Source organism: Sphingobacterium sp. UBA7855 (assembly GCA_002500745.1).
In the GTDB taxonomy this organism is placed as follows: domain Bacteria; phylum Bacteroidota; class Bacteroidia; order Sphingobacteriales; family Sphingobacteriaceae; genus Sphingobacterium.
Window position 1 is genome coordinate 241,998 of the sequence record DLST01000016.1, and the last position, 24,274, is coordinate 266,271.

24 protein-coding genes are annotated in these 24,274 nt (G+C 38.8%); 13 read left to right on the top strand and 11 right to left on the bottom strand.

The genetic code is table 11. The annotated features are described in order from the left end of the window. Window positions 1-789 carry a GLPGLI family protein gene (locus B2107_RS14795; RefSeq protein ID WP_293956447.1) on the top strand — a complete coding sequence of 263 codons (789 nt, stop codon included), beginning with the start codon at window positions 1-3 and terminating at the stop codon, window positions 787-789. Window positions 790-1,166: 377 nt separating this feature from the next. Here the strand turns inward: B2107_RS14795 and B2107_RS14800 are convergent, their stop codons facing one another. Next, window positions 1,167-1,346 (bottom strand): hypothetical protein, encoded by a 180-nt coding sequence (locus B2107_RS14800; RefSeq protein WP_046674057.1) that lies wholly within the window; start codon window positions 1,344-1,346, stop codon window positions 1,167-1,169. Between the two features lie 116 nt (window positions 1,347-1,462). Then, window positions 1,463-3,601, bottom strand: a complete 2,139-nt coding sequence (locus B2107_RS14805) for a S46 family peptidase (protein ID WP_293956448.1) — start codon at window positions 3,599-3,601, stop codon at window positions 1,463-1,465. Window positions 3,602-3,777: 176 nt separating this feature from the next. On the opposite strand from B2107_RS14805, the gene B2107_RS14810 reads away from it, so the two are divergent. From B2107_RS14810 to B2107_RS14825, 4 genes are all read left to right on the top strand, one after another. Next, window positions 3,778-5,148, top strand: coding sequence for a DEAD/DEAH box helicase (locus tag B2107_RS14810; protein WP_293956449.1), 1,371 nt, complete (start codon window positions 3,778-3,780; stop codon window positions 5,146-5,148). A 6-nt stretch (window positions 5,149-5,154) separates the two neighbouring features. After that, entirely contained in the window at window positions 5,155-5,400 is a 246-nt protein-coding gene (locus B2107_RS14815) for a hypothetical protein (RefSeq protein ID WP_293956450.1), read from the top strand. 104 nt (window positions 5,401-5,504) lie between these two features. Beyond that, window positions 5,505-5,855, top strand: a complete 351-nt coding sequence (gldC, locus tag B2107_RS14820) for a gliding motility protein GldC (protein WP_088160288.1) — start codon at window positions 5,505-5,507, stop codon at window positions 5,853-5,855. A 27-nt stretch (window positions 5,856-5,882) separates the two neighbouring features. Further along, entirely contained in the window at window positions 5,883-6,290 is a 408-nt protein-coding gene (locus B2107_RS14825; RefSeq protein ID WP_293956451.1) for an EVE domain-containing protein, read from the top strand. A 116-nt stretch (window positions 6,291-6,406) separates the two neighbouring features. On the opposite strand, the gene B2107_RS14830 is transcribed toward B2107_RS14825, so the two are convergent. From B2107_RS14830 to B2107_RS14860, 7 genes are all read right to left on the bottom strand, one after another. After that, window positions 6,407-6,934: an acyl-CoA thioesterase gene (locus B2107_RS14830; protein WP_293956522.1), complete on the bottom strand. Its 528-nt coding sequence runs from the start codon at window positions 6,932-6,934 to the stop codon at window positions 6,407-6,409. Window positions 6,935-6,948: 14 nt separating this feature from the next. Then, entirely contained in the window at window positions 6,949-7,863 is a 915-nt protein-coding gene (locus B2107_RS14835; RefSeq protein WP_293956452.1) for an SDR family oxidoreductase, read from the bottom strand. A gap of 185 nt (window positions 7,864-8,048) precedes the next feature. Next, on the bottom strand, window positions 8,049-8,993 hold the full coding sequence (locus tag B2107_RS14840) for a M20/M25/M40 family metallo-hydrolase (RefSeq protein WP_293956453.1): 945 nt from the start codon (window positions 8,991-8,993) through the stop codon (window positions 8,049-8,051). An 86-nt stretch (window positions 8,994-9,079) separates the two neighbouring features. Next, the gene (locus tag B2107_RS14845) at window positions 9,080-9,730 is read right to left on the bottom strand and encodes a lipoprotein signal peptidase (protein WP_293956454.1); all 651 of its coding nucleotides are present in this window, start codon (window positions 9,728-9,730) and stop codon (window positions 9,080-9,082) included. A 55-nt stretch (window positions 9,731-9,785) separates the two neighbouring features. Beyond that, complete coding sequence (locus tag B2107_RS14850) at window positions 9,786-10,172, bottom strand: TraR/DksA family transcriptional regulator (protein ID WP_046674049.1); 387 nt, start codon at window positions 10,170-10,172, stop codon at window positions 9,786-9,788. Between the two features lie 3 nt (window positions 10,173-10,175). Continuing rightward, complete coding sequence (ileS, locus tag B2107_RS14855; RefSeq protein ID WP_293956455.1) at window positions 10,176-13,589, bottom strand: isoleucine--tRNA ligase; 3,414 nt, start codon at window positions 13,587-13,589, stop codon at window positions 10,176-10,178. 212 nt (window positions 13,590-13,801) lie between these two features. Continuing rightward, a complete protein-coding gene (locus tag B2107_RS14860; RefSeq protein WP_293956456.1) occupies window positions 13,802-14,152 on the bottom strand; it encodes a HesB/IscA family protein in 351 nt (116 codons plus the stop codon). Between the two features lie 285 nt (window positions 14,153-14,437). On the opposite strand from B2107_RS14860, the gene glyA reads away from it, so the two are divergent. The 8 genes from glyA to purE all read left to right on the top strand — a co-directional run bounded on the left by glyA (window position 14,438) and on the right by purE (window position 22,434). Further along, window positions 14,438-15,709 (top strand): serine hydroxymethyltransferase, encoded by a 1,272-nt coding sequence (gene glyA, locus B2107_RS14865; RefSeq protein WP_293956457.1) that lies wholly within the window; start codon window positions 14,438-14,440, stop codon window positions 15,707-15,709. Between the two features lie 522 nt (window positions 15,710-16,231). Continuing rightward, entirely contained in the window at window positions 16,232-16,828 is a 597-nt protein-coding gene (locus B2107_RS14870) for an RNA polymerase sigma factor (protein ID WP_293956458.1), read from the top strand. Window positions 16,829-17,219: 391 nt separating this feature from the next. Then, window positions 17,220-17,915 (top strand): zinc metallopeptidase, encoded by a 696-nt coding sequence (locus B2107_RS14875; protein ID WP_209578567.1) that lies wholly within the window; start codon window positions 17,220-17,222, stop codon window positions 17,913-17,915. Between the two features lie 134 nt (window positions 17,916-18,049). Then, entirely contained in the window at window positions 18,050-19,390 is a 1,341-nt protein-coding gene (gene ffh / locus B2107_RS14880) for a signal recognition particle protein (protein WP_293956459.1), read from the top strand. 251 nt (window positions 19,391-19,641) lie between these two features. After that, window positions 19,642-20,235: an NADH-quinone oxidoreductase subunit A gene (locus B2107_RS14885; RefSeq protein WP_293956460.1), complete on the top strand. Its 594-nt coding sequence runs from the start codon at window positions 19,642-19,644 to the stop codon at window positions 20,233-20,235. A gap of 3 nt (window positions 20,236-20,238) precedes the next feature. Continuing rightward, entirely contained in the window at window positions 20,239-20,742 is a 504-nt protein-coding gene (locus tag B2107_RS14890) for an NADH-quinone oxidoreductase subunit B (RefSeq protein ID WP_209578565.1), read from the top strand. A gap of 31 nt (window positions 20,743-20,773) precedes the next feature. Beyond that, window positions 20,774-21,916, top strand: coding sequence for a 5-(carboxyamino)imidazole ribonucleotide synthase (locus tag B2107_RS14895; RefSeq protein WP_293956461.1), 1,143 nt, complete (start codon window positions 20,774-20,776; stop codon window positions 21,914-21,916). Between the two features lie 8 nt (window positions 21,917-21,924). Continuing rightward, on the top strand, window positions 21,925-22,434 hold the full coding sequence (gene purE / locus B2107_RS14900; protein WP_293956462.1) for a 5-(carboxyamino)imidazole ribonucleotide mutase: 510 nt from the start codon (window positions 21,925-21,927) through the stop codon (window positions 22,432-22,434). A gap of 44 nt (window positions 22,435-22,478) precedes the next feature. Here purE and B2107_RS14905 read toward each other — a convergent pair whose 3' ends face one another. Both B2107_RS14905 and frr read right to left on the bottom strand, forming a co-directional pair. Beyond that, window positions 22,479-23,462 carry a sugar phosphate isomerase/epimerase family protein gene (locus B2107_RS14905; protein WP_293956463.1) on the bottom strand — a complete coding sequence of 328 codons (984 nt, stop codon included), beginning with the start codon at window positions 23,460-23,462 and terminating at the stop codon, window positions 22,479-22,481. 233 nt (window positions 23,463-23,695) lie between these two features. Continuing rightward, the gene (gene frr / locus B2107_RS14910; protein ID WP_209581773.1) at window positions 23,696-24,259 is read right to left on the bottom strand and encodes a ribosome recycling factor; all 564 of its coding nucleotides are present in this window, start codon (window positions 24,257-24,259) and stop codon (window positions 23,696-23,698) included. Window positions 24,260-24,274: the final 15 nt, after the last annotated feature.

Sequence of the window (24,274 nt, forward strand, 5' to 3'; positions counted from 1 at the left end):
ATGTTAAAATATATCTTTTTTCTCCTTTTCTGTTGCTCTGCCCTAGGTCTAAAAGCGCAGTACGTGCTATTTGGACGAGCTGGGACTATTTCCTACGACAAAACGATGTACATGAAGAATATCGTCAATAAAAAATTCATCGCTAAGGCTGATGAAAATTCTAAACAGTTTTTTGAACGTATAGTGCCTAGGCTACCTGAAAGTGCCGTGTTAAAGAAGTCAATGAAATTCAATACCACGGAGACGTTTTTCGAATCGCTAAAAGATGAGAGCCTGGACGCGGAGATAAAGCAGTATATTATGATGTTTGCGTTAGACTTCGACGCGGCAACACTTTCAAACATGGTGAACCGATCGTTCTTAAGATACAATGATATCGTTGGTGAAAAGATCATCGTTCAAGATTCTATGAAGCGTATCAAATGGAAAATCACTGATGAGTATCGTGAAATCGCTAGTTACAATTGTAGGAGAGCCAATGGGATTACACCTGACTCTGTTTATGTTATTGGATATTATTGCAATGAAATCCCCATCAGTGGCGGTCCCGAATCTATCAACGGTCTCCCTGGTATGATTTTAGGCTTAGTGGTACCAAGTCAGCATGTCTCTTATTTTGCAACGAAAGTAGAATTTAGTAACACGGTTGTGATGGATAAAAAGAAATTTGAGAATACAAAGGTGAAGCGGATGACTCGAAAGGCGATGACAGATCAAATGACGAGTGTCCTATCGCAACACATGAATAAAGAAACCGTTCAATTTATTATGGAACTTGGTAATTTGTAAACATTCCAAAATTCTGTTTCAATAATATAATGAGTATTCGTAACTCGCAGCAAAAACAAACAGCTCTTCCCTTGACGAGCTGTTTGTTTTTGCTGTGATAACCCGGAATAATTTTTCGTTTAGCTATTTCCGAGTAGAATAAAAATATCTTCGCGACTAATATCGAATCGAGTGCTATTAAATTTGTGTCAGCTAACCTGTTAATACAAAGTAAAAAACATGGACGGAAAAAACCTAAGATGGACCGCAGGCTCCTTTTGAAGATTATTAAGATATCAAAGTTTATGAGTGGAAGATCGTATGCAACGTTTCACCAATCATCCAAAAAAAAAGGCCTTTCATTAGAAAGGCCTTTTTTATGTTAACTCCGAAAAAGACTATTTTCCGTCGTTTTTCTTAGCAGTAACTTCGTTACGAATTTCTTGTGCTAAAGTTTTAATTTCTTGTAATCCTTTACGTACACGTGTACCAGCGGCAGAATTACCATTGTTGAAGAACTTGTCTGCATCAGCTTCGATAGAAGCTACTAACTCTTTTAATTTTACGTAGTTTTCCATTTTTTTATAATTATAATTTTAGTTTTTATGGTTTTTCCTAAACACTCCTTAAATATACAAAAACGAATCAAATAGAAAATAAATTTCGTTTTTTTTTATCGAAAAAGCTGAAAAAACTATTCAACAATCTTTAGTTCGTCAATAATGTTGGTTGCTCCTGCAAATTTATCGATAATAAATAATACATAACGAATATCAACTGAAATTGTACGTTGCAACTTATGGTCAAAGATAACATCTCCAGCCATTGCTTCAATATTACCATCAAAAGCTAGGCCAATTAATTCGCCATTGCCATTTATTACGGGTGAACCGGAGTTTCCTCCTGTTATATCGTTGTCACTTAGGAAGTTTACTGGTAAATATCCCTTTTTGTCTGCATAGCGGCCATAGTCCTTATTATTATACAGGTCAATCAGACGTTGCGGTAAATCAAACTCTTCGTCACCTTTTTTGTACTTCGCAATGGTGCCTTTTAATGTCGTGTAGAAGTTCTTATCAGCATCGTTACGCGGATCGCTTGGTAAGCCTTTTATCGAGCCGTAAGTTAACCGTAAAGTACTGTTCGCATCCGGATAGAATTTTCCTTTTGGATTCGAAGCCAATACACCAGCAACATATTTACGATAAGCACCTTCAAATTTGTCGTCTTGCATTTTCCAGCTAGGATCTACTTGACGGTATCGGTTGAGTAATGCTGAAGAAAGTTTATATAATGGATCATTCGCTAAGATTTCAGCATTAGGAGTTTCCAAGTAATTGTTCAGACGTTCAGCCGAAGCGAAGATGCTGTTCTTCACCGATTCTTTAACAAAAGCCGTAAAGTCGCCATTATTTTTTGCAGCCAATTCAGCAATATATGGCGCTATATTTCCAGCCTTTTTAGCATAAAGGTTCAATTCGTCAATTAATACTTGCTCTTCAAGAGGCATGTAAATCTTTTCGTAACCTGCCTCTATTGCAGATTTTAAACGTGGGAGAATTGCATTCCTTTGCGCTTCGTCCCCAGCAGCATATACTTCTAATCCAGATCCGATTGAATATGGAAGAGCAGCAATCGCACTGGAACGCAACATGCCCATCAAATAGTTGTCGTGTCTAGCCTTATCGTTCGTTGCTGCATAGAACTCATTGATTGTCGTGATGACATCTCCATATTCGGCTTTGTTTGCAGTTTTATTTGCCCATTTGTCAAATTTCGCTTCGTCTTTTGCTTTTGCTTCCGCTGTTTTATGTAATGTCAAAGCGTCAATCATCCCTTGACGATTTTTCCAGTAATTTGCTACTTGAGAGTATTTAGACGCGTAGTTCAATTTGACAGCTTGGTCTTGATCCATGAATTTTTTCATGGCATCCATACCGGTTTTAGACGCTTCTACCCAAGCTGGATAAGCGAATTTTACATTTTGGTTGATCCCTCCTGAAGGCATCCAACGGTTTGTACGACCTGGGTAACCTAAAATCATTGCAAAATCTCCTTCTTGAACACCTTTTAAGCTGACAGGTAGGAAATGCTTAGGCTTCAAAGGAACATTGTCTTGTGCATATTCTGCAGGATTACCATTCTTATCAGCGTAGACACGGAAAATTGAGAAGTCACCAGTATGACGTGGCCATTCCCAGTTATCGGTATCACCACCAAATTTTCCGATGCTATTTGGAGGAGTTCCTACTAACCGAACGTCATTGTAATCTTGGTATACAAAATAATAGTACTCGTTGCCTTGGTAGAACGATTTTACTTCAACTACATACTTGCCATTTTCGCTATTCTCTTTTTGAATTTTGGCAATTTCAGCAGCAATGATTTTTTTTCGCTCATCTTCAGACATTTTGTTGTTCACCAAACCTAAGATTCGTTTTGAAACATCATCCATACGAACAAAAAAGCGAACCGACAAAGATTTTGGCTTTAGCTCCTCAGATTTGGATTTCGCCCAAAAGCCATTTGTCAAATGATCATTTTCTGGCGTAGATAGTTCAGCAATGGCGCCATATCCACAATGGTGGTTGGTAAATACTAAGCCTTGGTCTGAAACGATTTCTGCTGTACAGCCGCCGTTAAATTGTACAATTGCATCTTTTAGACTAGAGTGGTTAATGCTGTAGATTTCTTCGGCACTTAAACGAAGTCCTTTTTTTTGCATATCTGACTCATTCAGACGCTTCAAATACATTAAAAACCACATCCCTTCGTCGGCAAATGCAGTAAAGCTTGTTGTGATGAACAACAAACACATCCATAATTTTTTCATATCAACCTGATAAAAAGTTTGTTTATACCCTACAAAAATGCTTTAATTCTCTTAAAAACCAAAATATTAGACTTTATAATGTGCTTTTCACCAATTTTTATGTCAATTAAAAGTAAATGTGTGCCGTATTGATCGGTGAGGAAAACCAAATGGACTCTTTTCCTTATCTTTGCAAGATGCAGCAATCATTTGAAAATTTTAAATTCAATAAACAGATCTTAAATGCGATAGCGGAGGCTGGGTATCAACAGCCGACCGAAATCCAAGAAAAGGCAATTACACCAATATTGGCCGGACAGGATGTGATGGGAATCGCTCAAACGGGAACTGGAAAGACGGCGGCATTTGTGTTGCCGATGCTGATGAAGCTAAAGTATGCGCAAGGAAATGATGCGCGTGCTTTGATTTTAACACCAACGAGAGAATTGGCCATGCAGATCGAAGAAAATATTAAACTATTTTCTACTTATCTTGATTTACGATCAGTGGTACTTTATGGTGGATTAGGGCCAAAAACTCAAATAGAAGCACTCGAAAAAGGAGTGGATATTATCGTTGCAACACCAGGTCGATTTTTGGACTTGTACCTGGAAGGGCATATTGGTGTCAAATCACTAAAATTTTTGGTCTTGGATGAGGCCGATAAGATGATGGATATGGGTTTCATTAGTAAGATTCATCGTGTTCTGGAAATCGTACCCCGGAAACGGCAGAACTTATTGTTTTCGGCTACCATGAGTGAACTTGTGCGGAAAATAGCAGGTGATTTCTTGGCGTTTCCTACCATTATTGAGGTGTCCGAACAAGCTACACCAGCAAAGACGGTAAGTCAGGCGCTATATGTCGTTCCCAACCAAAAGACAAAATTGAATTTACTTCAGCATCTTCTGAAAGATGATGAAGCGTTTAGTCGACTGATTGTTTTCTGTAAAACCAAGCAGGTAGCAGACAATGTCTTCCACTTTTTGGAACGTAAATACGGTAAAGATGAGGTTCGTGTTATCCATGCCAATAAAGGTCAGAATACACGTATCAACTCCATCAATGCGTTTAAGGAAGGTAATATTCGTATTTTAGTCGCAACGGATGTGGCGGCGCGTGGACTAGACGTTTCTAATGTAAGCCATGTGATCAACTTTGAAGTACCTATTGTTATAGAAGATTATGTGCATCGTATTGGACGTACTGGACGCGCTTTTAATGAAGGTGATGCCATTACGTTTTGTAATGAGGCTGAGAAATATTACGTTCGCAAAATAGAAAAGTTAATCAAGCAAAGTATACCTGTATATCCAATCCCAGAAGAAGTCTTTATAGAGAAAACACCTTTTCATGAAAAACAAGACATCGCGCGCGAGATTGACAATCAAAAACGAAAAGATGATCCAGATTTTCAAGGCGCTTTTCACGAAAAGAAATACGTTATCAAACAGAAAGAAGTGCGGGAGGCACAACGAGCTTCTGGATTTAAACCAAAAGCAAAAAGTAAAAGTAAGTCTGCAGGCGGAAAATCGGGAGGAACAAATCGTAATTTTAAAAAACGTTAATTTATTGTGCGCTTTACACCACTAAATATCGCTAGTGCATCCCTTGTTGCCTGGTTTATTATGGAAAACCACAATGATGAAAAGGCCTTATTTACTTGGGGCGCATTTATCTTATTGTTGTTGATATTGACCGTCATTGATATTGTATTTAGGGTCTTTGTAAAGCCAAATAAAAAAATGTGGTTATTACAATTGGCATTTTTGGCCGTCGTTTGTGTCACCAGTTTAATTGTCAAAGTAACCTTTGGGTAAGAGGTAAAATTAAAAATAAAGATGGGTTAGGTTGTGAATCGATGGTAAATATAGTTCCTGTTTCAAAAAACATAGCTCAAAATAAATAGCTCAATAATATTAAAATGAAAAAAGCTGAAATAAAATTACAGGTAGAGTTAGATGAAAACAACGTACCTGAAAATATCATGTGGTCTTCTACAGATGGAAATAACGCGGAGGAATTACCTGCAAAAGCGATGTTTTTAGCCCTATGGGATTCACATTATAAAAATTCAATGCGTATTGACCTTTGGACTAAAGATATGCCCTACGATGAGATGAAACGTTTTTTCTATGAAACGCTTCAAACATTGGGCGACTCTTTTATCCGTTCTTCAGGCGGTGATCCGATGGCTGAAAAAGTTATTGGCGACTTGCGCGATTATTGTGCGCATTTTGCAGATAAAATGGAAGTTTTAATGCCACAACAATAGTTTTTAACGCTTAACAGAAATTTCACCATGCAATACTTCTTAGTAAAATCTGAACCATTTAAATATAGCTGGGAGCAATTTAATAAAGATGGACGCACCTTCTGGGACGGTGTTCGCAATTATCAAGCTAGGAATAATATCAAAGCGATGAAAGAAGGGGATCTGGTCCTGTTCTACCATAGCAATGAAGGAAAAGAAGTTGTGGGCGTGGCCAAAGTCGTCAAGGAATTTTATCAAGATCCCACAACAGATGATGAGCGTTGGGTTGTTGTGGACCTGGAACCTGTTGAGACGCTGAAGAAATCCGTTACGTTGGAAACCATTAAGGCCGACGAGCAGTTGCAGGATATTGCTTTGGTCAGACAAGGACGTTTGTCTGTCATGCCTTTGAAGCCAGAAGAATTTGATCGGATTTTAGCGCTTGGTAACAATTAAGGTACCTCGAATAAATCAGGCTATTATATGTTGATATAATGCAAAAAGGGAAAACGATCGTTTTCCCTTTTTGCCTTTTTCAAACAGTATGTGAACTGAACAATCAAAGTTAGGCATCAGTTCTTTTGGCTAAAGAGACTGACCAATGCTTGTAATTTTTTTGCATTTTCAGGCTTTAATTTCCCCGCGAGAATAAGACGTAATTCTCTTCGTTGTAATGCATCTTCGTATGCTTTGTGTTCTGACTCTGTTTCCGGAATTAAAACAGGCACCGCTTTTGGGTTGTTATCCGCATCAACTGCAACAAAGGTATAATACGCTTCGTTGGTTTTTACACGGGTGCCTTCCGGTAAATTAGAAGCGAAAATTTCCATGCGTACCTCCAAAGAACTATTAAATGCACGCGTTACCTGAGCTTGTATCGTGACGACCTCACCGAGTTTAATGGAGCGCTTAAAAGATACATTGTCCACTGATACTGTTACGACGACATTGCTGCAGTGTTTTTGAGCAGCAATAGCCGAACAGATATCCATCCAGTATAATAAACGGCCACCCATCAAATTCCCAAAAGTATTTGTGTCGTTGGGTAATACCAATTCGTTCATCTCAGTGTATGACTCTCGCGCAAATTTTTCTATCATATCATTATTTGTCATTATCTTCCAAACGTTTTGAATTGATTATCTATGATTGCCAAGGCATCCATAAATGATGTCGGCACATAACCCAATTCAGCGTTAGATTTAGTCAGATCAAAGCCTGTCTGCCGTGGCCTGTTTTCCGCCTGTCCAATGCTGGCAGCACTGATCTCCGAAATCAATCCTTTGTCTAGCTGCCAATAGTCCGCAATTTTGTAGACAGCCTCACTGATCGACATTAATTCTGCTCCTGAAATATGAAATATTCCCTGCGCTTTTCGGTCAATCGCGAGTTGGCAAGCATTAGCTAAATCATCCACAAAGGTAGGCATTCTCCATTGGTCATTGACTACTTTTATGGGTTCATTTTGCGACAACTTACTTTTGGCCCATAATACGAGATTCGAACGATTGGGGTCAGCATTGATCCCATAGACTAATATGGTGCGAAGGATAGCATAATGACAGCCCGATTTTACAAGCACTTGTTCGGAGGCGTATTTACTTTTCCCATATTCACTTTGTGGATTGGGAAGATCTGATTCATCATAAGGCGCATTTTTTTTGCCATCAAATACAAAGTCCGTAGATAAGTGGACCAATTGGGTCTGATGTGTAGTACAATAGGAAGCCAGAAAGGCTACGAGATCGACGTTAAGCGATTGACATGCGGTTCGATCTGCATCACAAGCTTCTACACTCGTCATAGCTGCAGTATGAACGATTGCATCGAAAGTTTGTGCAGACAAAAAATCTGTTAATTGATTACGGTCCAATAAGTCTACCTGAAAAAAAGCATAATCCGCTTGATTCGGATTGCGGTTTGGTCCTTTTGAAATGGCAACAACATCATATTGGACATTTTTAGCCAGTAAATCAACCACCTTTTGGCCAAGGAATCCATTGGATCCTGTCACTAGAATTTTTTTCATCAACAATAATTAAATGATATCCAAGCAGCTGTTTATCAAGACTCGTTTGGAGGGGCTTAAGTACGCTGTTTAGTTTATTCGTGTATTTCTACGAAGCGGCCTATCTATTTGTAATGTAGCATTCGTTCAGGCAAAAAGTTAAATTGTCACATTTCGCTAGACGTGAATCCGCTTTTTTATTTGTTTTAATTGGTCCATATAAAATCCATTTTACGGGATTGTTTCATGATATTTTCAATTACAGTTTTTTCTAGATCCAAAATACACTTTAATGCGTTATAATCAATTTTATCTGCATCATCGGTCGGCATATGGTAGTCTGGGTGTCCGCCCGTATGGAAAAACAATACGGGTATATTCTTTTTGTAAAATGAAGTTTGGTCAGAGCCGCCATTCCCATCCCGGCTTAGGTTAAATTTTATAGGTGCCTGGATATCTTTAAATACCACTGGCCATTGGCTACTTGTTCCATAACCAATTACAGCAAGGCCATTGCTAGGATTATAGCGACCAATCATATCCATATTGAGCATCGCTGTGATTTTGTCTAGGGGTAGGGTAGGGTGTTCTGTAAAATATTTGGAACCAACTAATCCTAATTCTTCCGCTCCGAAAGCAATAAACAGCAAGTTGTAAGGTTCTTTTTCATTGTTGCTACTGAAGTAACGTGCAAGTTCCAATAGGCCGGCCGTACCAGATGCATTATCGTCGGCTCCATTGTGTATTTTACCTACTCCTAAGGAATCTTTTGAGCTTCCTTGACGACCTGTTCCCAAGTGATCATAATGTGCGCCTATAACAACTGTTAAGTCAGCGCCGTTGTCAATATATCCAATGATATTATCTGCATTGCGAATGCTGTCTGCAACTTTTACTTTCCAGACTTTGGCTTTGAAGGATTGACGGTACCCTCTTTCACCTTTAGGCTCAAGCTTGTATTTTTTGAATTCCTTTTCAATATAATCTGCAGCTTTGAATACTTCCTTACTGCCTGTTCCCCGTCCCTGCATTTTATCATCGGCGAGGAAGTAGATATGTTTTTTTAAGTTTGAAACTTCAATCTGTTGTGCTTGCGCCGTTTTGATTCCCATTAGGCAGCAGAGTATCAGAAGTAAGCTGATGTTTTTCATTTTAATAGCGATGTTTAATTAGTTTCAGGTATTATCTATATAAAAATAAAAGCCTTGAGATTAACAAGGCTTTTAGGGATATTTCGTTAATCTTCAACGATTTCACTGTGGATGCTGGATTTCTCTTCTTTTTCTGTTTTAAAATACCGTTTTTGAAATAACAGGATCAAAACCACCCCAACAGATATTGCCGAGTCGGCAATGTTGAATACGGGTCGGAAGAAGAGGAACTCTTCACCGCCCCAAAAGGGCACCCAAGAAGGGAAGTTGCCTTGAATTAATGGGAAATAAAGCATATCGACTACTTTTCCATGAAGAAAGGATGAGTATCCTCCTCCTGCCGGAAACAGACTCGCTTTATCATACCAGGTACTTTCACTAAAGATGACACCGTAAAAAGCAGAATCGATGATATTTCCAAGCGCACCAGCAAGAATTAAGGCTACATTTAAGATAAAGCCTCGATTATATTTATTCTTGATCATGTAATGTAGGCCGTATCCAATGCCCGCTACGGCAAGAATGCGAAATACTGTCAAAAACAATTTGCCATAATCGCCGCCAAATTCCATGCCGTAAGCCATTCCATTATTTTCAATAAAATGAATCTGGAAAAATTTCCCCAATACATGGTGGCTTTGTCCAATTGTCATGGTTAGCTTAACCCAGATCTTCGACAATTGATCTAATAAAAGAATCGCGACAATAAGTGCGATCGGTTTTGTATAACCCTTCATTGTGTTATAAAAATGGTCCTTGCCTAAGCAAAGACCATATATTTAATGCCTAAAATTAATATTGTTTGTTTTTCGCTTCGATGCTTAGCGTCGTATGTGGAACAGCTTTCAAACGTTCTTTTTGAATCAGTTTTCCGGTCTCTCTACAAATACCATACGTTTTGTTCTCGATGCGCACCAACGCTGCTTCAAGGTTGTCGATAAATTTCTTTTGACGAGCAGCCAATTGATTAGTTTGCTCTTTTTCTAAAGTAGCTGAACCGTCTTCCAATGTTTTGTACGTTCCAGCAGTATCGTCGGTACCATTAGCATTACTGTTATTAAGCGTTGCGGTCAACGAGGAAAGCTCTTCTTTTGCTATTCTAAGCTTGTCTAGGATAATATCTTTGAATTCTTGTAATTCTGAATCGCTATAGCGTGTTTTCTCGTTGTTGTTTGCCATAATTTAATTTTTTTGGATTAATGCCTTAAGTTCTTTGCCATCGATCTCGATGGTCTCTCCTTCAGTTAGTGAATCTTCAAATACCAATGAATCGGCCAGAATTTCGGTGCAAATATACGATAAATTTTCGTTGGCAGCATTGATCACTTCCGAAGCAGCTGTTAACTTTACGTTAATTCTGTCGGTGACTTCCAATCCCTTTTCTTTCCTTAGATTTTGTAGACGGTTAATCAATTCTCTTGATAGACCTTCTTTTTTCAATTCTTCGGTAATATGTATATCTAATGCTACGGTCAATTTACCTAAATTTGCTACCTGCCACCCCTCAACGTCTTCAGCTATAATTTCAACATCGCTCAGTAGAATCGTATATGGCGTACCTGTTAGGGCTAATTCGCCTGTTGATTCCAACGTGCTAATTTGATCTATAGTCAACGATTGGATAGACGAAGAAACTAACTTCATATCCTTACCAACTTTCGAGCCAAGAGCTTTAAAATTTGGTTTTATTTTTTTCTTAATAATACCAGTGGTATCTGTAATGAACTCGATATCTTTAATATTGGTCTCAGAAAGTATCAGATCTTTTACTTTCTCTACCTTTACTTGGAAAACACTATCAAGTACCGGAACCAAAATTTTGTTTAATGGTTGACGTACATTGATGGAAGTTTTCTTCCGTAAAGAAAGTGTCAACGATGAGATATCCTGTGCTAAAGCCATACGTTCTTCCAGATCTTTATCGACTAGACTTTCATTGTAGACCGGGAAATTCGCCAAGTGAACAGATTCAACTTGATCCTTATTTGTTGCTGAATTTAAATCCAGGAATAACCTGTCCGAGAAGAAAGGTGATATTGGCGACATCAGTTTCGCAATCGTATCAAGACAGGTATAAAGTGTTTGATAGGCCGAAATTTTATCTTCTGTATAATCTCCTTTCCAGAAACGACGACGGCAAAGACGGACATACCAATTGCTGAGATGTTCATCGACAAAGTTTTGAATAGTGCGCGCAGCCTTTGTAGGCTCGTAATCCGCTAAGTATTCGTCTACTTCCTTGGTCAACGAATTTAACAAGGAGATAATCCAACGGTCAATTTCAGGACGTTTTTCCAAAGCAATATCGGGTTCTGAATAGGAGAACTTATCGATATTGGCATACAGTGCAAAAAAGGCATAGGTATTATATAAAGTACCGAAGAATTTACGACGAACTTCATCCAACCCTTCCATATTGAATTTAAGGTTGTCCCATGGTGCCGCGTTACTGATCATGTACCAGCGTGTTGCATCGGCGCTGTATTGATCGATCGTTGAGAATGGATCAACACCATTGCCCAGGCGTTTGGACATCTTATTTCCATTTTTATCCAATACCAAACCATTGGAAACCACGTTTTTGAAGGAAACCGATTTGTACATCATCGTAGAAATCGCATGTAAGGTAAAGAACCAGCCTCGTGTTTGATCAACCCCTTCAGCAATAAAGTCTGCCGGGTATGCATGATCGAATCCAGCTTTAAAAGGAAACTCTTCCCCTTTGGCTAGTTTTTCGTGATCCAATCCCCATTGTGCATAAGGCATTGCACCTGAATCAAACCAAACATCGATCAGATCAGGTTCGCGGAATAACTTTTGTCCGGCATCAGAAACAAGGACAATATCGTCCACATATGGGCGGTGAAGATCCAGTTGTTCGGTGTCGAATTTATCCAGGTAAGCTTTATTCTTCACTTTTTCATCGTCAGACAAGACGTCTGAGTTCAGAGAAGCTTCCAATAAGGACTTTAATTCAGGTAAGGAGCCGATACAAATTTCTTCATTTTCGTCTTCTGAACGCCAGATAGGAAGTGGAGTTCCCCAGTAACGCGAACGAGAAAGGTTCCAGTCTACCAGGTTTTCTAACCAGTTTCCAAAGCGGCCGGTACCGGTTGCTTCAGGTTTCCAGTTGATGGTTTTATTTAATGCTACCAAATCTTCCTTCACTGCTGTTGTGCGGATAAACCAGCTATCTAATGGATAGTATAGAACAGGTTTGTCTGTACGCCAACAATGTGGATAGGTATGCTCATATTTTTTGACATCGAAAGCTTTGTTGTCCTCTTTTAGTTTGATAGAGATCAACACGTCTGTGGGTTTGAAGTCTTCTTTTGAACGTTCCTCAGCGCTGTAATATTCCTCTTTGACAAATCTTCCGGCAAAATCGGTGATTTCACTTACAAAACGTCCAGTACGGTCAACAGTAGGTACCTCTTTTCCATTTTCATCTTTTATCAAGATGCCCGGTACACCATGTTCTTTTGCTACACGAAAGTCATCCGCACCATAAGTAGGAGCAGCGTGGACAATACCAGTACCATCTTCGGTGGTAACAAAATCACCTGGAATAACGCGGAAAGCATTTTCTTGTAAGTCCTCGTTGGTGATATAGGGCAACAATTGCTCATAGCGCAAGCCAACAAGTTCTTCGCCTACAAATTCTGCTGCAAGCTCCCAAGGAATTACTTTGTCGCCCAATTTATAGTCTTGGAAGGATGCATTTTCTCCTTCCGCTTTAAAATGTTTGCTGATCAAATCTTTCGCTAACACGACAGATACAGGAGCACCAGTATATTTATTGAAAGTTCGGATTTTAACATAATTTATTTTCTTGCCTACAACCAAGGCTGTGTTGGACGGTAAAGTCCATGGCGTGGTCGTCCAGGCAATGAATGCTACATCCTCCGCATCGTCGTCAACTAATTTTTCTATCGCTGGATGAAGCTGACTTTTGATCAGTCTAAACTCGGCAACGATGGTGGTATCTTTAACATCTTTATAGGTGCCGGGCTGGTTAAGTTCATGCGAACTCAATCCCGTACCTGCTGCCGGAGAGTAAGGTTGTATCGTATAACCCTTGTACAAAAGACCTTTTTTGTAAAGTTCTTTCAATAAATACCATAAGGTTTCGATGTATTCATTCTTGTAAGTAATATAAGGATGTTCAAGGTCAACCCAATAGCCCATTTTGGTGGTTAGGTCATTCCATACATCGGTATATTTCATTACCTCTTTACGACAAGCGTCATTATATTGTTCTACGGTTATCTTTTTGCCGATATCCTCTTTTGTGATTCCAAGAGCTTTTTCGACGGCAAGTTCAATGGGCAGACCATGGGTATCCCAGCCGCCTTTTCGTTTCACTTGGTAACCTTTCAAAGTCTTGTAACGGCAGAAAATATCCTTAATCGTACGTGCCATCACGTGGTGAATTCCAGGCATTCCATTTGCAGAAGGCGGACCTTCAAAAAATGTATAGGTCTTGCTCTTAGGACGATTATTGATACTTTTTTCGAATATTTTTTCCTGTTCCCAACGGGTCAAAATCTCTTTACCTATCTCGGGTAAATTTAACTGCTTATATTCTTTGTACATCAGACTGTTGTATGCTTCTTTTCTAAAGGTCGCTAATTTAGTGATTTATGATGGAAAATGAAAGAGGGCTATGTAGTGGTAATATCATTAAGTTGAAGGGAGCTGTATAGCATCTAACTTCCGGCAAATGGCGAACAGGATGGTGATAGCTGCTACAACAAAGGGACTACCCATGGCAGTCCCTTTGTTAGTTTATTCGTAAATAAATGTTGTTAAGCTGAGAAGCTGCTTCCACATCCGCACGTGCTAGTTGCATTCGGATTATTGAATGTGAAGCCCCGTGCATCGAGCCCTGATTTAAAGTCGATTTCCATTCCTGCAAGATATAAGCCATGAGCTTTGTTCATAAAGATGCGAATTCCTTGGATTTCGTATTCGTTGTCACCATCCTTTTTTTGATCAAAGCCCAAGATATAACTCATTCCCGAACAACCACCACCTTCGACACCTATGCGTAAACCAAAATCATCAGAGATTTCTTGTTGATCCTTTAATTTATTCAGTTCCTTGATCGCCCCTTCTGTCAACGAAACAGGAGCAACTGCTGTATGTTCTGTACTCATTATAATAATTTTTTAGCCGATCCAATACAAAAATACATTTTTTTGATGGCAAAACACTCGACTGGGATTTTTTGACATTTTCTAAACATTCAGTTTCTCGTCTGCTTATTCGGTCAATTATTGGAGTAGACGGATTCTTAGATAATTAGGTAATTTGCATAAATAAGGCCTTTTTTCTAAGAACATTTAATAAAATATGGCTTTTTGTCGAGATTCTTTATGGAATATGCTATCTTTGAGGCATTAAAATAAACTACAAAATTTACTTTACAACATTTAAAAACAATGGAAAGAGATCAAGCCATTTTTAATTTAATAGCTGATGAGCTTAAACGCCAAGAGGAGGGTATTGAATTAATTGCTTCAGAAAACTTTGTTTCAAAACAAGTCATGGAAGCTGCTGGTTCAGTGTTGACAAATAAATATGCAGAGGGCCTCCCAGGAAAACGTTACTATGGAGGTTGTGAAGTTGTGGATGAGATTGAAACCATCGCAATTGATCGTGCAAAACAATTATTTGGCGCAGAATGGGTAAATGTTCAACCTCACTCTGGTGCACAGGCAAATGCCGCTGTTTTTTTGGCGACCATCAAACCTGGCGACAAAATCTTAGGCCTTGATTTATCTCATGGTGGTCACTTGACACACGGTTCACCAGCGAACCTATCTGGAAAGATCTATCAACCGTTATTTTATGGTGTAAAAGAAGATACTGGTCTAATTGATTATGAGCAATTGGAAGAAACAGCACTTCGCGAAAAACCTAAAATGATCATCTGTGGTGCTTCTGCGTATTCTCGTGATTGGGATTATGCACGTATACGTAAAGTTGCAGACGAAATTGGTGCTATCGTGATGGCTGATATTTCTCACCCTGCGGGTTTGATCGCGCGTGGTTTATTGAATGATCCACTTCCACATTGTCATATCGTTACGACAACGACACACAAAACGCTTCGTGGTCCACGGGGTGGTATGATTATGATCGGTAAAGATTTTGAGAATCCTTGGGGTATCAAAACACCTAAAGGTGAAATTCGTACAATTACGCAATTGTTGGATCTGGCTGTATTCCCAGGTACACAAGGTGGTCCTTTGGAGCATACCATTGCTGCGAAAGCGATCGCATACGGTGAGGCTTTATCTGATGATTATATGGAATATATCGTTCAAGTGAAGAAAAATGCGGCGGCATTGGCACAATTCTTTGTAGAAAGAGATTACAAGATCATCTCTGGCGGTACAGACAACCACTTGATGTTGGTGGATCTTCGCAACAAAGATATTTCTGGTAAAGAAGCTGAAGCTGTATTGGGCAAAGCAGGTATCACAACAAATAAAAATATGGTTCCTTTCGATACACGTTCTCCTTTTGTGACTTCAGGCGTACGTTTTGGTACAGCTGCCATTACAACACGTGGTATTAAAGAAAATGAAATTATACAAATCGGTGAATTGATCGATGAGGCATTGAAAAATGCGTCTAACGATACTCAACTGGATTTGATCCATGGTAAAGTAAAAGCAATGATGGCTGAGTTCCCATTGTATAAATAAGACATTCCTCTACGAATGAAAAAAGCGGAAGTACCATGCGGTGCTTCCGCTTTTTTTATTCCTTTTCCTAAAGCTATTTTCAATGTCCTGTTTGCAGTATAAGTACCTTTCGACTTAACTTATCATAGGAATTTTATACTTATCGGAATCGTACTCTAAACAGATCTTATAAGGATTCATTCGAATGAGGTCCCTATTAGCTTCCTATTAATTCCGGACTATACAATGCCCTGTTTACCCTGTTGTGCTTCTCGTGTAATACTGTTATATCTAGTTCCTCTTGTAAAGGAGGAATTGCTTTAGGAGCGTCCTTTTGGAAATGTGGAAAGGAAACTTATTTTTAAATGTTAAAAAGTCTTAAAATAAAATGTAATAATTTGATTACTCATTTATTTTGCTGTAATTTGATTTGTGATTAATTGATTGTTTTACAATAAGAAAGGATAGGTTATACGACAAACATTTACATTTTAACACAGAACTGATAATTTATTTGCGAACTGCTAAAAAAGTAAGTGACGTATGAGACTTTTAAAAAGTAAAAGCGATCAAGAGTTGATCCAAATGTATGTCGGTGGCCAAGAGTCTGGCCTAGAGGCATTGTTGAATCGATATAAATCGAAAATTTATACCTCTATATATATGAAAGTAAAGGATGAATATCTTGCTGAAGATATTTTCCAGGAGACTTTCATTAAAATCATCAACACATTAAAATCAGGAAAATATAACGAAGAAGGTAAATTTTTGCCTTGGGCTATTCGTATAGCACACAATATGATTGTCGACTTTTTTAGAAAGGCAAAACGGGCACCAAATATTGTAAACGCTGATGGTTTTGATATCTTTGAGGTCCTCGAATTTAGCGATGAAAGTGCTGAGTCAAAGATGCTAAAAAGACAGGTCGATGTAGACCTGAAGAAAATGATTCAAAAGCTTCCCGATGATCAAAAAGAAGTGCTCATTATGCGGCACTTTTGCGATATGAGTTTTAAAGATATCGCAGAAATCACCGAAGTAAGTATCAATACAGCTTTAGGAAGAATGCGTTACGCACTAAGTAATTTACGTAAGATGATCGAAGGTACTGATCTTACATTACAGATGGGGTATTTGTAATAAATAAGGGCGATTAACGCCCTTATTTATGATCCATCTTCTCTATCTACTGCCCAATTATACAACTATAATTCCAACCTACAAAAGTAATTTTTTAAAAAGCATTCGTTGATTATTTTTTCCTCCAATTGATTTGGTTTATTTCCGAAAGAACTACTTTAAGAGCGGCTTCTCGTGTATTGTTGGAACGCGCGGAGGTTATTTCAAACCTGATATGATGGTATTTATTTAAAGACGTGAGGTAAATATGTCATGTGGAGATCAGAAGAAACTGTTCTTTTTGTCAGATCAAAGAGTTTTATTATCTTAGGAGTTTATGGAAACGCCTTTTTTCAAGAACTGGAATAAGGTTTGATAGTCATATAATAACTATAAAAACGATTAAATAGCTATGTACTTGATTTTATTCATTGGGATAATGGTGGTGAGCCTAATTGTCCAAACAAGATTCAAAAACAAATTTAAGAAATATGCTGAGATGCCATTGAACAATGGGATGTCCGGAGCTGAGATTGCGCAAAAAATGTTAAATGATAACGGTATATATGATGTAAAGGTGTTATCTATCCCAGATCGTTTGGGAGATCACTATAATCCGTCAGATAAGACCGTGAATTTAAGTCCCGAGGTTTACAGTGGTCGTAGTGTTGCGGCTGCAGCAGTGGCGGCGCACGAATGCGGTCATGCTGTACAGCATGCGAAAGCCTATAAATGGTTGGGATTTCGTTCGGCTATGGTGCCCATGGTAAATGCCGCTTCCAAACTGACATCTTGGGTGTTGATGCTCGGCGTTATGTTGTTTGCCTTTTCCAAAGGTGGTAACCCCTGGCTTTTAGCTGTGGGTGTAGGCGCATTGGCTATTACGACAATTTTTTCTTTTATTACCTTACCTGTAGAGTTCGATGCATCAAACCGTGCACTGGAATGGTTAAACCATGCGGGTGTAACGTATAATGGCGAAGAGCATGAGGGAGCAAAAGATGCCTTGAAATGGGCGGCGATGACCTATGTCGTAGCGGCGTTAAGCGCACTGGTGACTCTTTTATATTACGCCTCTATATTATTTGGTGGTCGTAGAAGTGATTAAATACAGGTATGGCCACTTTATCTTGCCAAAAATGCGATTATTTTTTATAGTCGCATTTTTTATGGGGTGTTAATGAGGTTACTATAGACAATTTTTTTAACTTTGCTGTTTATATAGAATAAGATTCAGATTTTATGTTTTCAAATCTTCAAGATAAGTTAGATAGGGCCTTTAAAGTATTAAAAGGACAAGGTAGTATTACCGAGATCAACGTTGCAGAAACGATGAAAGAAATTCGCAAAGCGTTGTTGGACGCCGATGTGAATTATAAAACTGCCAAAACTTTTACCGACGATGTTAAACAAAAAGCTTTAGGTGAAAATGTACTGACAAGTATATCGCCAGGCCAATTGTTGACAAAGATCATGAACGATGAGTTGACTGCTTTGATGGGCGGGTCTGTTACGGAGCTTGAAACTGGGAAAAATCCAACAATTATTTTAATTGCGGGGTTAAATGGTGCTGGTAAAACAACGTTTTCAGGTAAGTTGGCGTTGTATCTTAAAGATAAAAAAAATAAGAAGCCATTATTGGTTGCCGGTGATGTTTACCGTCCCGCTGCGATCGATCAATTGGAAGTACTTGCAGAGCAAGTAGGGGTACCCGTTTATGTGAATCGTGAATCTAACGATCCTATTGCTATTGCAAAGGCTGGTGTTGAGGAAGCTAAACGTAATGGGAACAATGTTGTAATTATTGATACTGCTGGTCGTTTGGCAATAGATGAGCCTTTAATGGTAGAAATTACTGCAGTTAAAGAAGCTACAAAGCCTGATGAGATTCTATTTGTTGTGGATTCAATGACTGGGCAGGATGCAGTTAATACCGCAAAAACATTTAATGACCGTTTAGACTTTACAGGAGTAGTCCTGACTAAGTTAGATGGAGATACACGTGGTGGTGCGGCATTATCTATCAAATCTGTCGTGAATAAGCCTATTAAGTTTATTGGTACGGGTGAAAAGATGGATGCACTGGATGTATTCCACCCTGATCGTATGGCTTCGCGTATTTTGGGAATGGGTGATGTGGTGTCCTTAGTAGAGCGGGCGCAGCAGCAATTTGACGAGAAACAGGCTGCAGAGCTTCAAAAGAAAATCCGTAAGAATAAATTCGATTTCAACGATTTTAAATCCCAAATTCAACAGATTAAGAAAATGGGTAATATGAAAGACCTTATGGGAATGATCCCTGGTGTCGGTAAAGCAATGAAGGATATTGAAGTCGACGATAATGCATTCAAACCTATTGAAGCAATTATCGACTCTATGACTCCTTTCGAACGTGAAAATCCAGATGTCATTGATCAAAAACGTCGTTTGCGTATTGCAAAAGGATCAGGTACTGATATTAATGAAGTGAATAAATTATTGAAACAATTTGGTGATATGCGTAAAGTCATGAAACAGATGTCTAATCCAGCAATGGCTGCTAAATTGATGCGTAATATGCCCAAAATGCCGGGAAAAATGTAATTTTTAGAGAATAGTTACATCATAAGAGGGGCATCGTATCATTACGGTGCCCTATTTTTTTATGATTTAATTCTTGGATGATCATGCTTTCATCCGCTCGAACGTATAATTACATGGTGAGTCGGATTAGATAGATATTGAGCGTCACTTCTGCTTGATTTTGTTGGATCTGATCTGTTTTTAAAGAAATAATTCGTAATTTCAAGTTCCTCACCCGAGTGAACAAAATATTTGTTAAATTTGTAATCATTATGGATGACCCCGCGCAATTATCGGAATACGGCAAAATCCTTATCATTCTTCTGATAGGGGCGCTGTTAGTTTGTGCGACCATTTTCCTGGCACGTCTAATCTCTCCTAAAAAGAATAATCCCATAAAATCCGGTACGTACGAATGTGGAGAGGAACCAATTGGTTCATCTTGGGTTCAGTTCAATCCGCGCTTCTATGTTATTGCCCTCGTTTTTTTACTTTTTGATGTGGAGCTTATCTTTATCTTTCCATGGGCTACTGTATTTGGACAATCGGAATATATTGCAGCAGATGAAAGATGGGGATGGTTTACTATGATCGAAATGGGCATGTTTATTGGTGTCTTAATTCTAGGATTGGTGTTTGTGTGGAAGAGGGGGGATTTGGAATGGGTTAAGCCGAAAGTGTCGTTACCGAAGGTTCCTGTATATATCCCAGATAGCGCCTATGCGAGCTTAAATAATAAAACATATCAGCTGCGCGATTATGTAGCGGTAGCAGATGAAACAGTAGTTGGAGAAGTAGTAACGGCAAACGAAGTCGTCTCTGTTCCTAAACCAGCTTTTAAACCGCGATTTAAAAAACCTGAATAAAGCATGAGTCTAGATAGTCAATTGCAAAATGATGGTGTTATTGTTGCCAAATTAGATGATTTACTCAACTGGGCAAGGCTGTCGTCCATGTGGCCGATGAGTTTCGGTATTGCCTGTTGTGCCATAGAAATGATGGGAGCAATGGCATCTACCTACGATTTGGATCGGATGGGCGTCTTTCCAAGACCTTCTCCTCGGCAATCCGATGTGATTATTATCGCCGGAACCGTTACCTTCAAGATGGCTGATCGCATTAAGAAATTATATGAGCAAATGCCTGATCCCAAATATGTTATTTCAATGGGGTCATGTTCAAATTGTGGTGGTCCCTATTGGCAACATGGGTATCATGTCGTCAAAGGAGTGGATAAAATTATTCCTGTAGATGTGTATGTTCAAGGGTGCCCACCTCGGCCCGAAGCGCTGATCGGAGCTTTTATTGAATTGCAAAAAAAAATAGACAAAGAAAGCTTACTTGGAGAACAGCTGTTCAAAGAGAAAGCTTAAAAAAATAAAATTTATAAGATTTAAATCAATTATGGCAAAAGATTTTTATGGCGAACTGCAATTAGGTATTCTTGGCGGTGGACAACTGGGAAGAATGTTAATCCAGGAAGCCATTAATTACAATGTAAACGTTCATGTATTGGATCCCGATAAGAATGCTCCTTGTCGCAAGTTGTGCAATAGATTTGAATGTGGATCATTGGGCGATTTTGAAACGGTCTATAATTTCGGTAAAGATTTGGACATGATTACGATCGAGATTGAGAAGGTAAACGTAGATGCGCTGGAAAAGCTGGAAGGTGAAGGAGTGATCGTTTATCCGCAATCACGTATCATTCGTCTAATTCAGGATAAAGGTTTACAAAAGCAATTTTTTAAACAAAATGATATTCCGACATCTACATTCCAATTGATATCCAATAAGGATAATATGATGAACGCTCCACTAAGCCTTCCTTATATCCAAAAATTACGTCGGGACGGATATGACGGAAAGGGTGTAAAGAAAATTGTCACACAGCAGGATATTCAAGAGGCTTTTGAGGAGCCAAGTTTAATTGAAGAATGGGTAGATTTTGAAAAGGAAATTGCTGTTATTGTTGCCCGGAATGATAAAGGAGAAGTTTCTACCTTTCCAATGGTGGAAATGGAATTCAATCCACAAGCAAATTTAGTTGAATTTTTGATCGCTCCTTCTTTATATGGTGTGGAAATACAACAGCGAGCCGAGATGATCGCAAAAAAAATCGCAGAAGATCTACAAATTGTCGGAATATTGGCCGTAGAGATGTTTCTAACAAAAAATGGCGATATTTTAGTTAACGAATTGGCTCCCCGTCCACACAATAGTGGCCATCAGACCATTGAGGGTAATTATGTGTCGCAATTTGCACAACATTTAAGAGCCATATTTAATCTACCTCTGGGGGATACGCGCTGCAGGACGAATACAGTCATGATTAATCTATTGGGTGAAGCGGGCTATGAAGGGCTGGCTAAATATGAAGGTGTTGAAGAGGTACTTGCTATGGAAGGTGTATATATCCATCTTTATGGCAAGAAATATACAAAGCCTTTCCGTAAAATGGGACATGTCTGCATTATCAATGACGATCGGGAGAAAGCAATCTCCAATGCGAGAAAAGTACAAGAAATATTAAAAGTTAAAGCTTAAAAGAGACTATGTCAGTAAATAATAAAGCCCAAGTTGGTATCATCATGGGGAGTAAATCTGATCTTCCGGTCATGCAGGATGCTATCGATGTTCTAAAAGTCCTCGGTGTAGAGTTTGAAGTAACGATTGTTTCAGCACACCGTACACCTCAGCGTATGTTTGATTACGCTAAAAATGCCGCAATTCGTGGTTTGAAAGTTATTATTGCTGGGGCAGGCGGAGCCGCGCACTTACCAGGAATGGTAGCCTCTATTACACATTTACCCGTCATAGGTGTCCCTGTCAAATCTTCGAATTCAATTGACGGATGGGACTCTGTGCTTTCTATCCTTCAGATGCCCAATGGCATTCCTGTAGCTACAGTCGCTTTGAATGCAGCGAAGAATGCGGGTATATTAGCCGCTCAGATTCTAGGTACAAGTGATGAAGTAATCGGCAATAATATTATTGACTATAAAGAAGAGTTAGCGAGAAAAGTAATTGAGACAGCTGTGCAAGTTGAGGATACCGAATTCTAAGTTGACATTCTTACAAAATAAAAAAGGGGGCATTGCTCCCTTTTTTATTTTGTAAGATTTGCCTGAACATAATCGTAGCTCTTTTTAAGACTTTCCATCTTATTGGGCATATCAATATTATCTTGTTCAACAAAGGCATATTTAAGTCCTGATTTGCTCTTTTCTTTAACAATCTCAGGGAAATTGATGCTGCCTGTTCCTACTTCGGTATACTTGATATCATTGAAAATTTGCTCGATAGGCAATTTTCCATCTTTCGGCCACTCAATAGGATTGGATTTTGTTTTATCCATATCTTTGACATGCCACAATTTAAAACGGTTGGGGAATTTTTCAAACAAAGATATCGGGTTTTTACCAGCTTTTTCTGCCCAAAAAAGGTCTAATTCAAAATCGACCAGGTCTGGCTCGGTAAATGCAAGCATTACCTCTTCACCCGTCGTATTATTGCCTAGATCCCTAAATTCCCAGAAATGGTTGTGATAAGCAACTTTTAAACCTAATTTTTTAGCCTGTTCACCAGCTTTATTCAACTGCTCCGCAGCATAGAGATAATCATCTTTTTTCAATGCGTTAAGATCGAACATTGGTGTTACGGGAGCAATTACATATTCTTGACCAAGTTCTTTTGCCGCATCGAAATAAACAGCGATGTCCTCTTTGTCAGTATGGACTTTACTCAGGTATTTGGCCATGTCGTAATGACCTGAATGTGTTTTTAGACCATTGTCATCTAATATTTTCTTCAGCTCTTTGTAGGGCAATTTCCAAAACTGCTTGGCCGCCGCGTCGATACCATAGAGCTCAACGTGTTTGTACCCAATTTTGGCAATTTGTTCTAGCGATCCTTTTGGATCTTTATCCATCAAATCACGAATGGAATAAAGCTGTACGCCTATATTCTGTAATGGATTGTCGCTGATTGCACCGGCTTTATTTTGACAGGATATAAAGTTGGGCACCAGATAAGCTGCCGAAATACCTATTCCAGCTTGCTTCAAAAATTGACGGCGAGAATTGTTCATCATATAATTGATTACTTGTTAGTGTACAATGTACAATTATTTGTTTAAAAATCAATGGTGCAACAGGGAATATTTTGAAAGATGTGTTGAGTTTAGAATTCTAACTATTTGTAAACAATAGTTTATAAGAGGATAAGGATGGTCTTTGGTGAGTTAGTGGAGGCAATACTGTCGGATGACCTTACAAAAAAAGGTCTGAATACCTTCAGACCTTTTTTCCATTGAAGTAGGAATACCTAAACAGTCATGATATCTTTTTCTTTTAGCTCAGCCAATTTATCAACTTTTACAATGAATGCGTCAGTTAACTTTTGGACTTCACCCTCGGCAGTTTTAATTTCATCTTCTGAAGCACCATCATTTTTTAATTTCTTGATGGACTCATTGACATCCTTACGGATGTTACGAATACCGATACGGCCTCTTTCAGTTTCTTCTTTTACCTTTTTAACTAGATCACGTCTCCTTTCTTCTGTTAAAGGGGGGACATTCAGACGAATAACGATACCATCGTTCTGCGGGTTGATGCCTAGGTTAGCGTCTGTGATAGATTTTTCAATTGCGTTGATAAGCGATTTCTCCCAAGGCTGAATGACAATAGTCCGTGCATCAGTTGTATTGATGTTTGCCACTTGTGAAAGTGGAGTGGCGCTACCATAATAGTCTACTGAAATACCATCTAACATAGATGGAGAAGCTTTACCGGCACGAATTTTAGTTAATTCGGATTCGGTGTGAGCAACTGCTTTGGACATCTTGTCTTTACAATCGTCCAATTCAATTGAAATTAGTTCGTTCATATAAGATTACGTTTT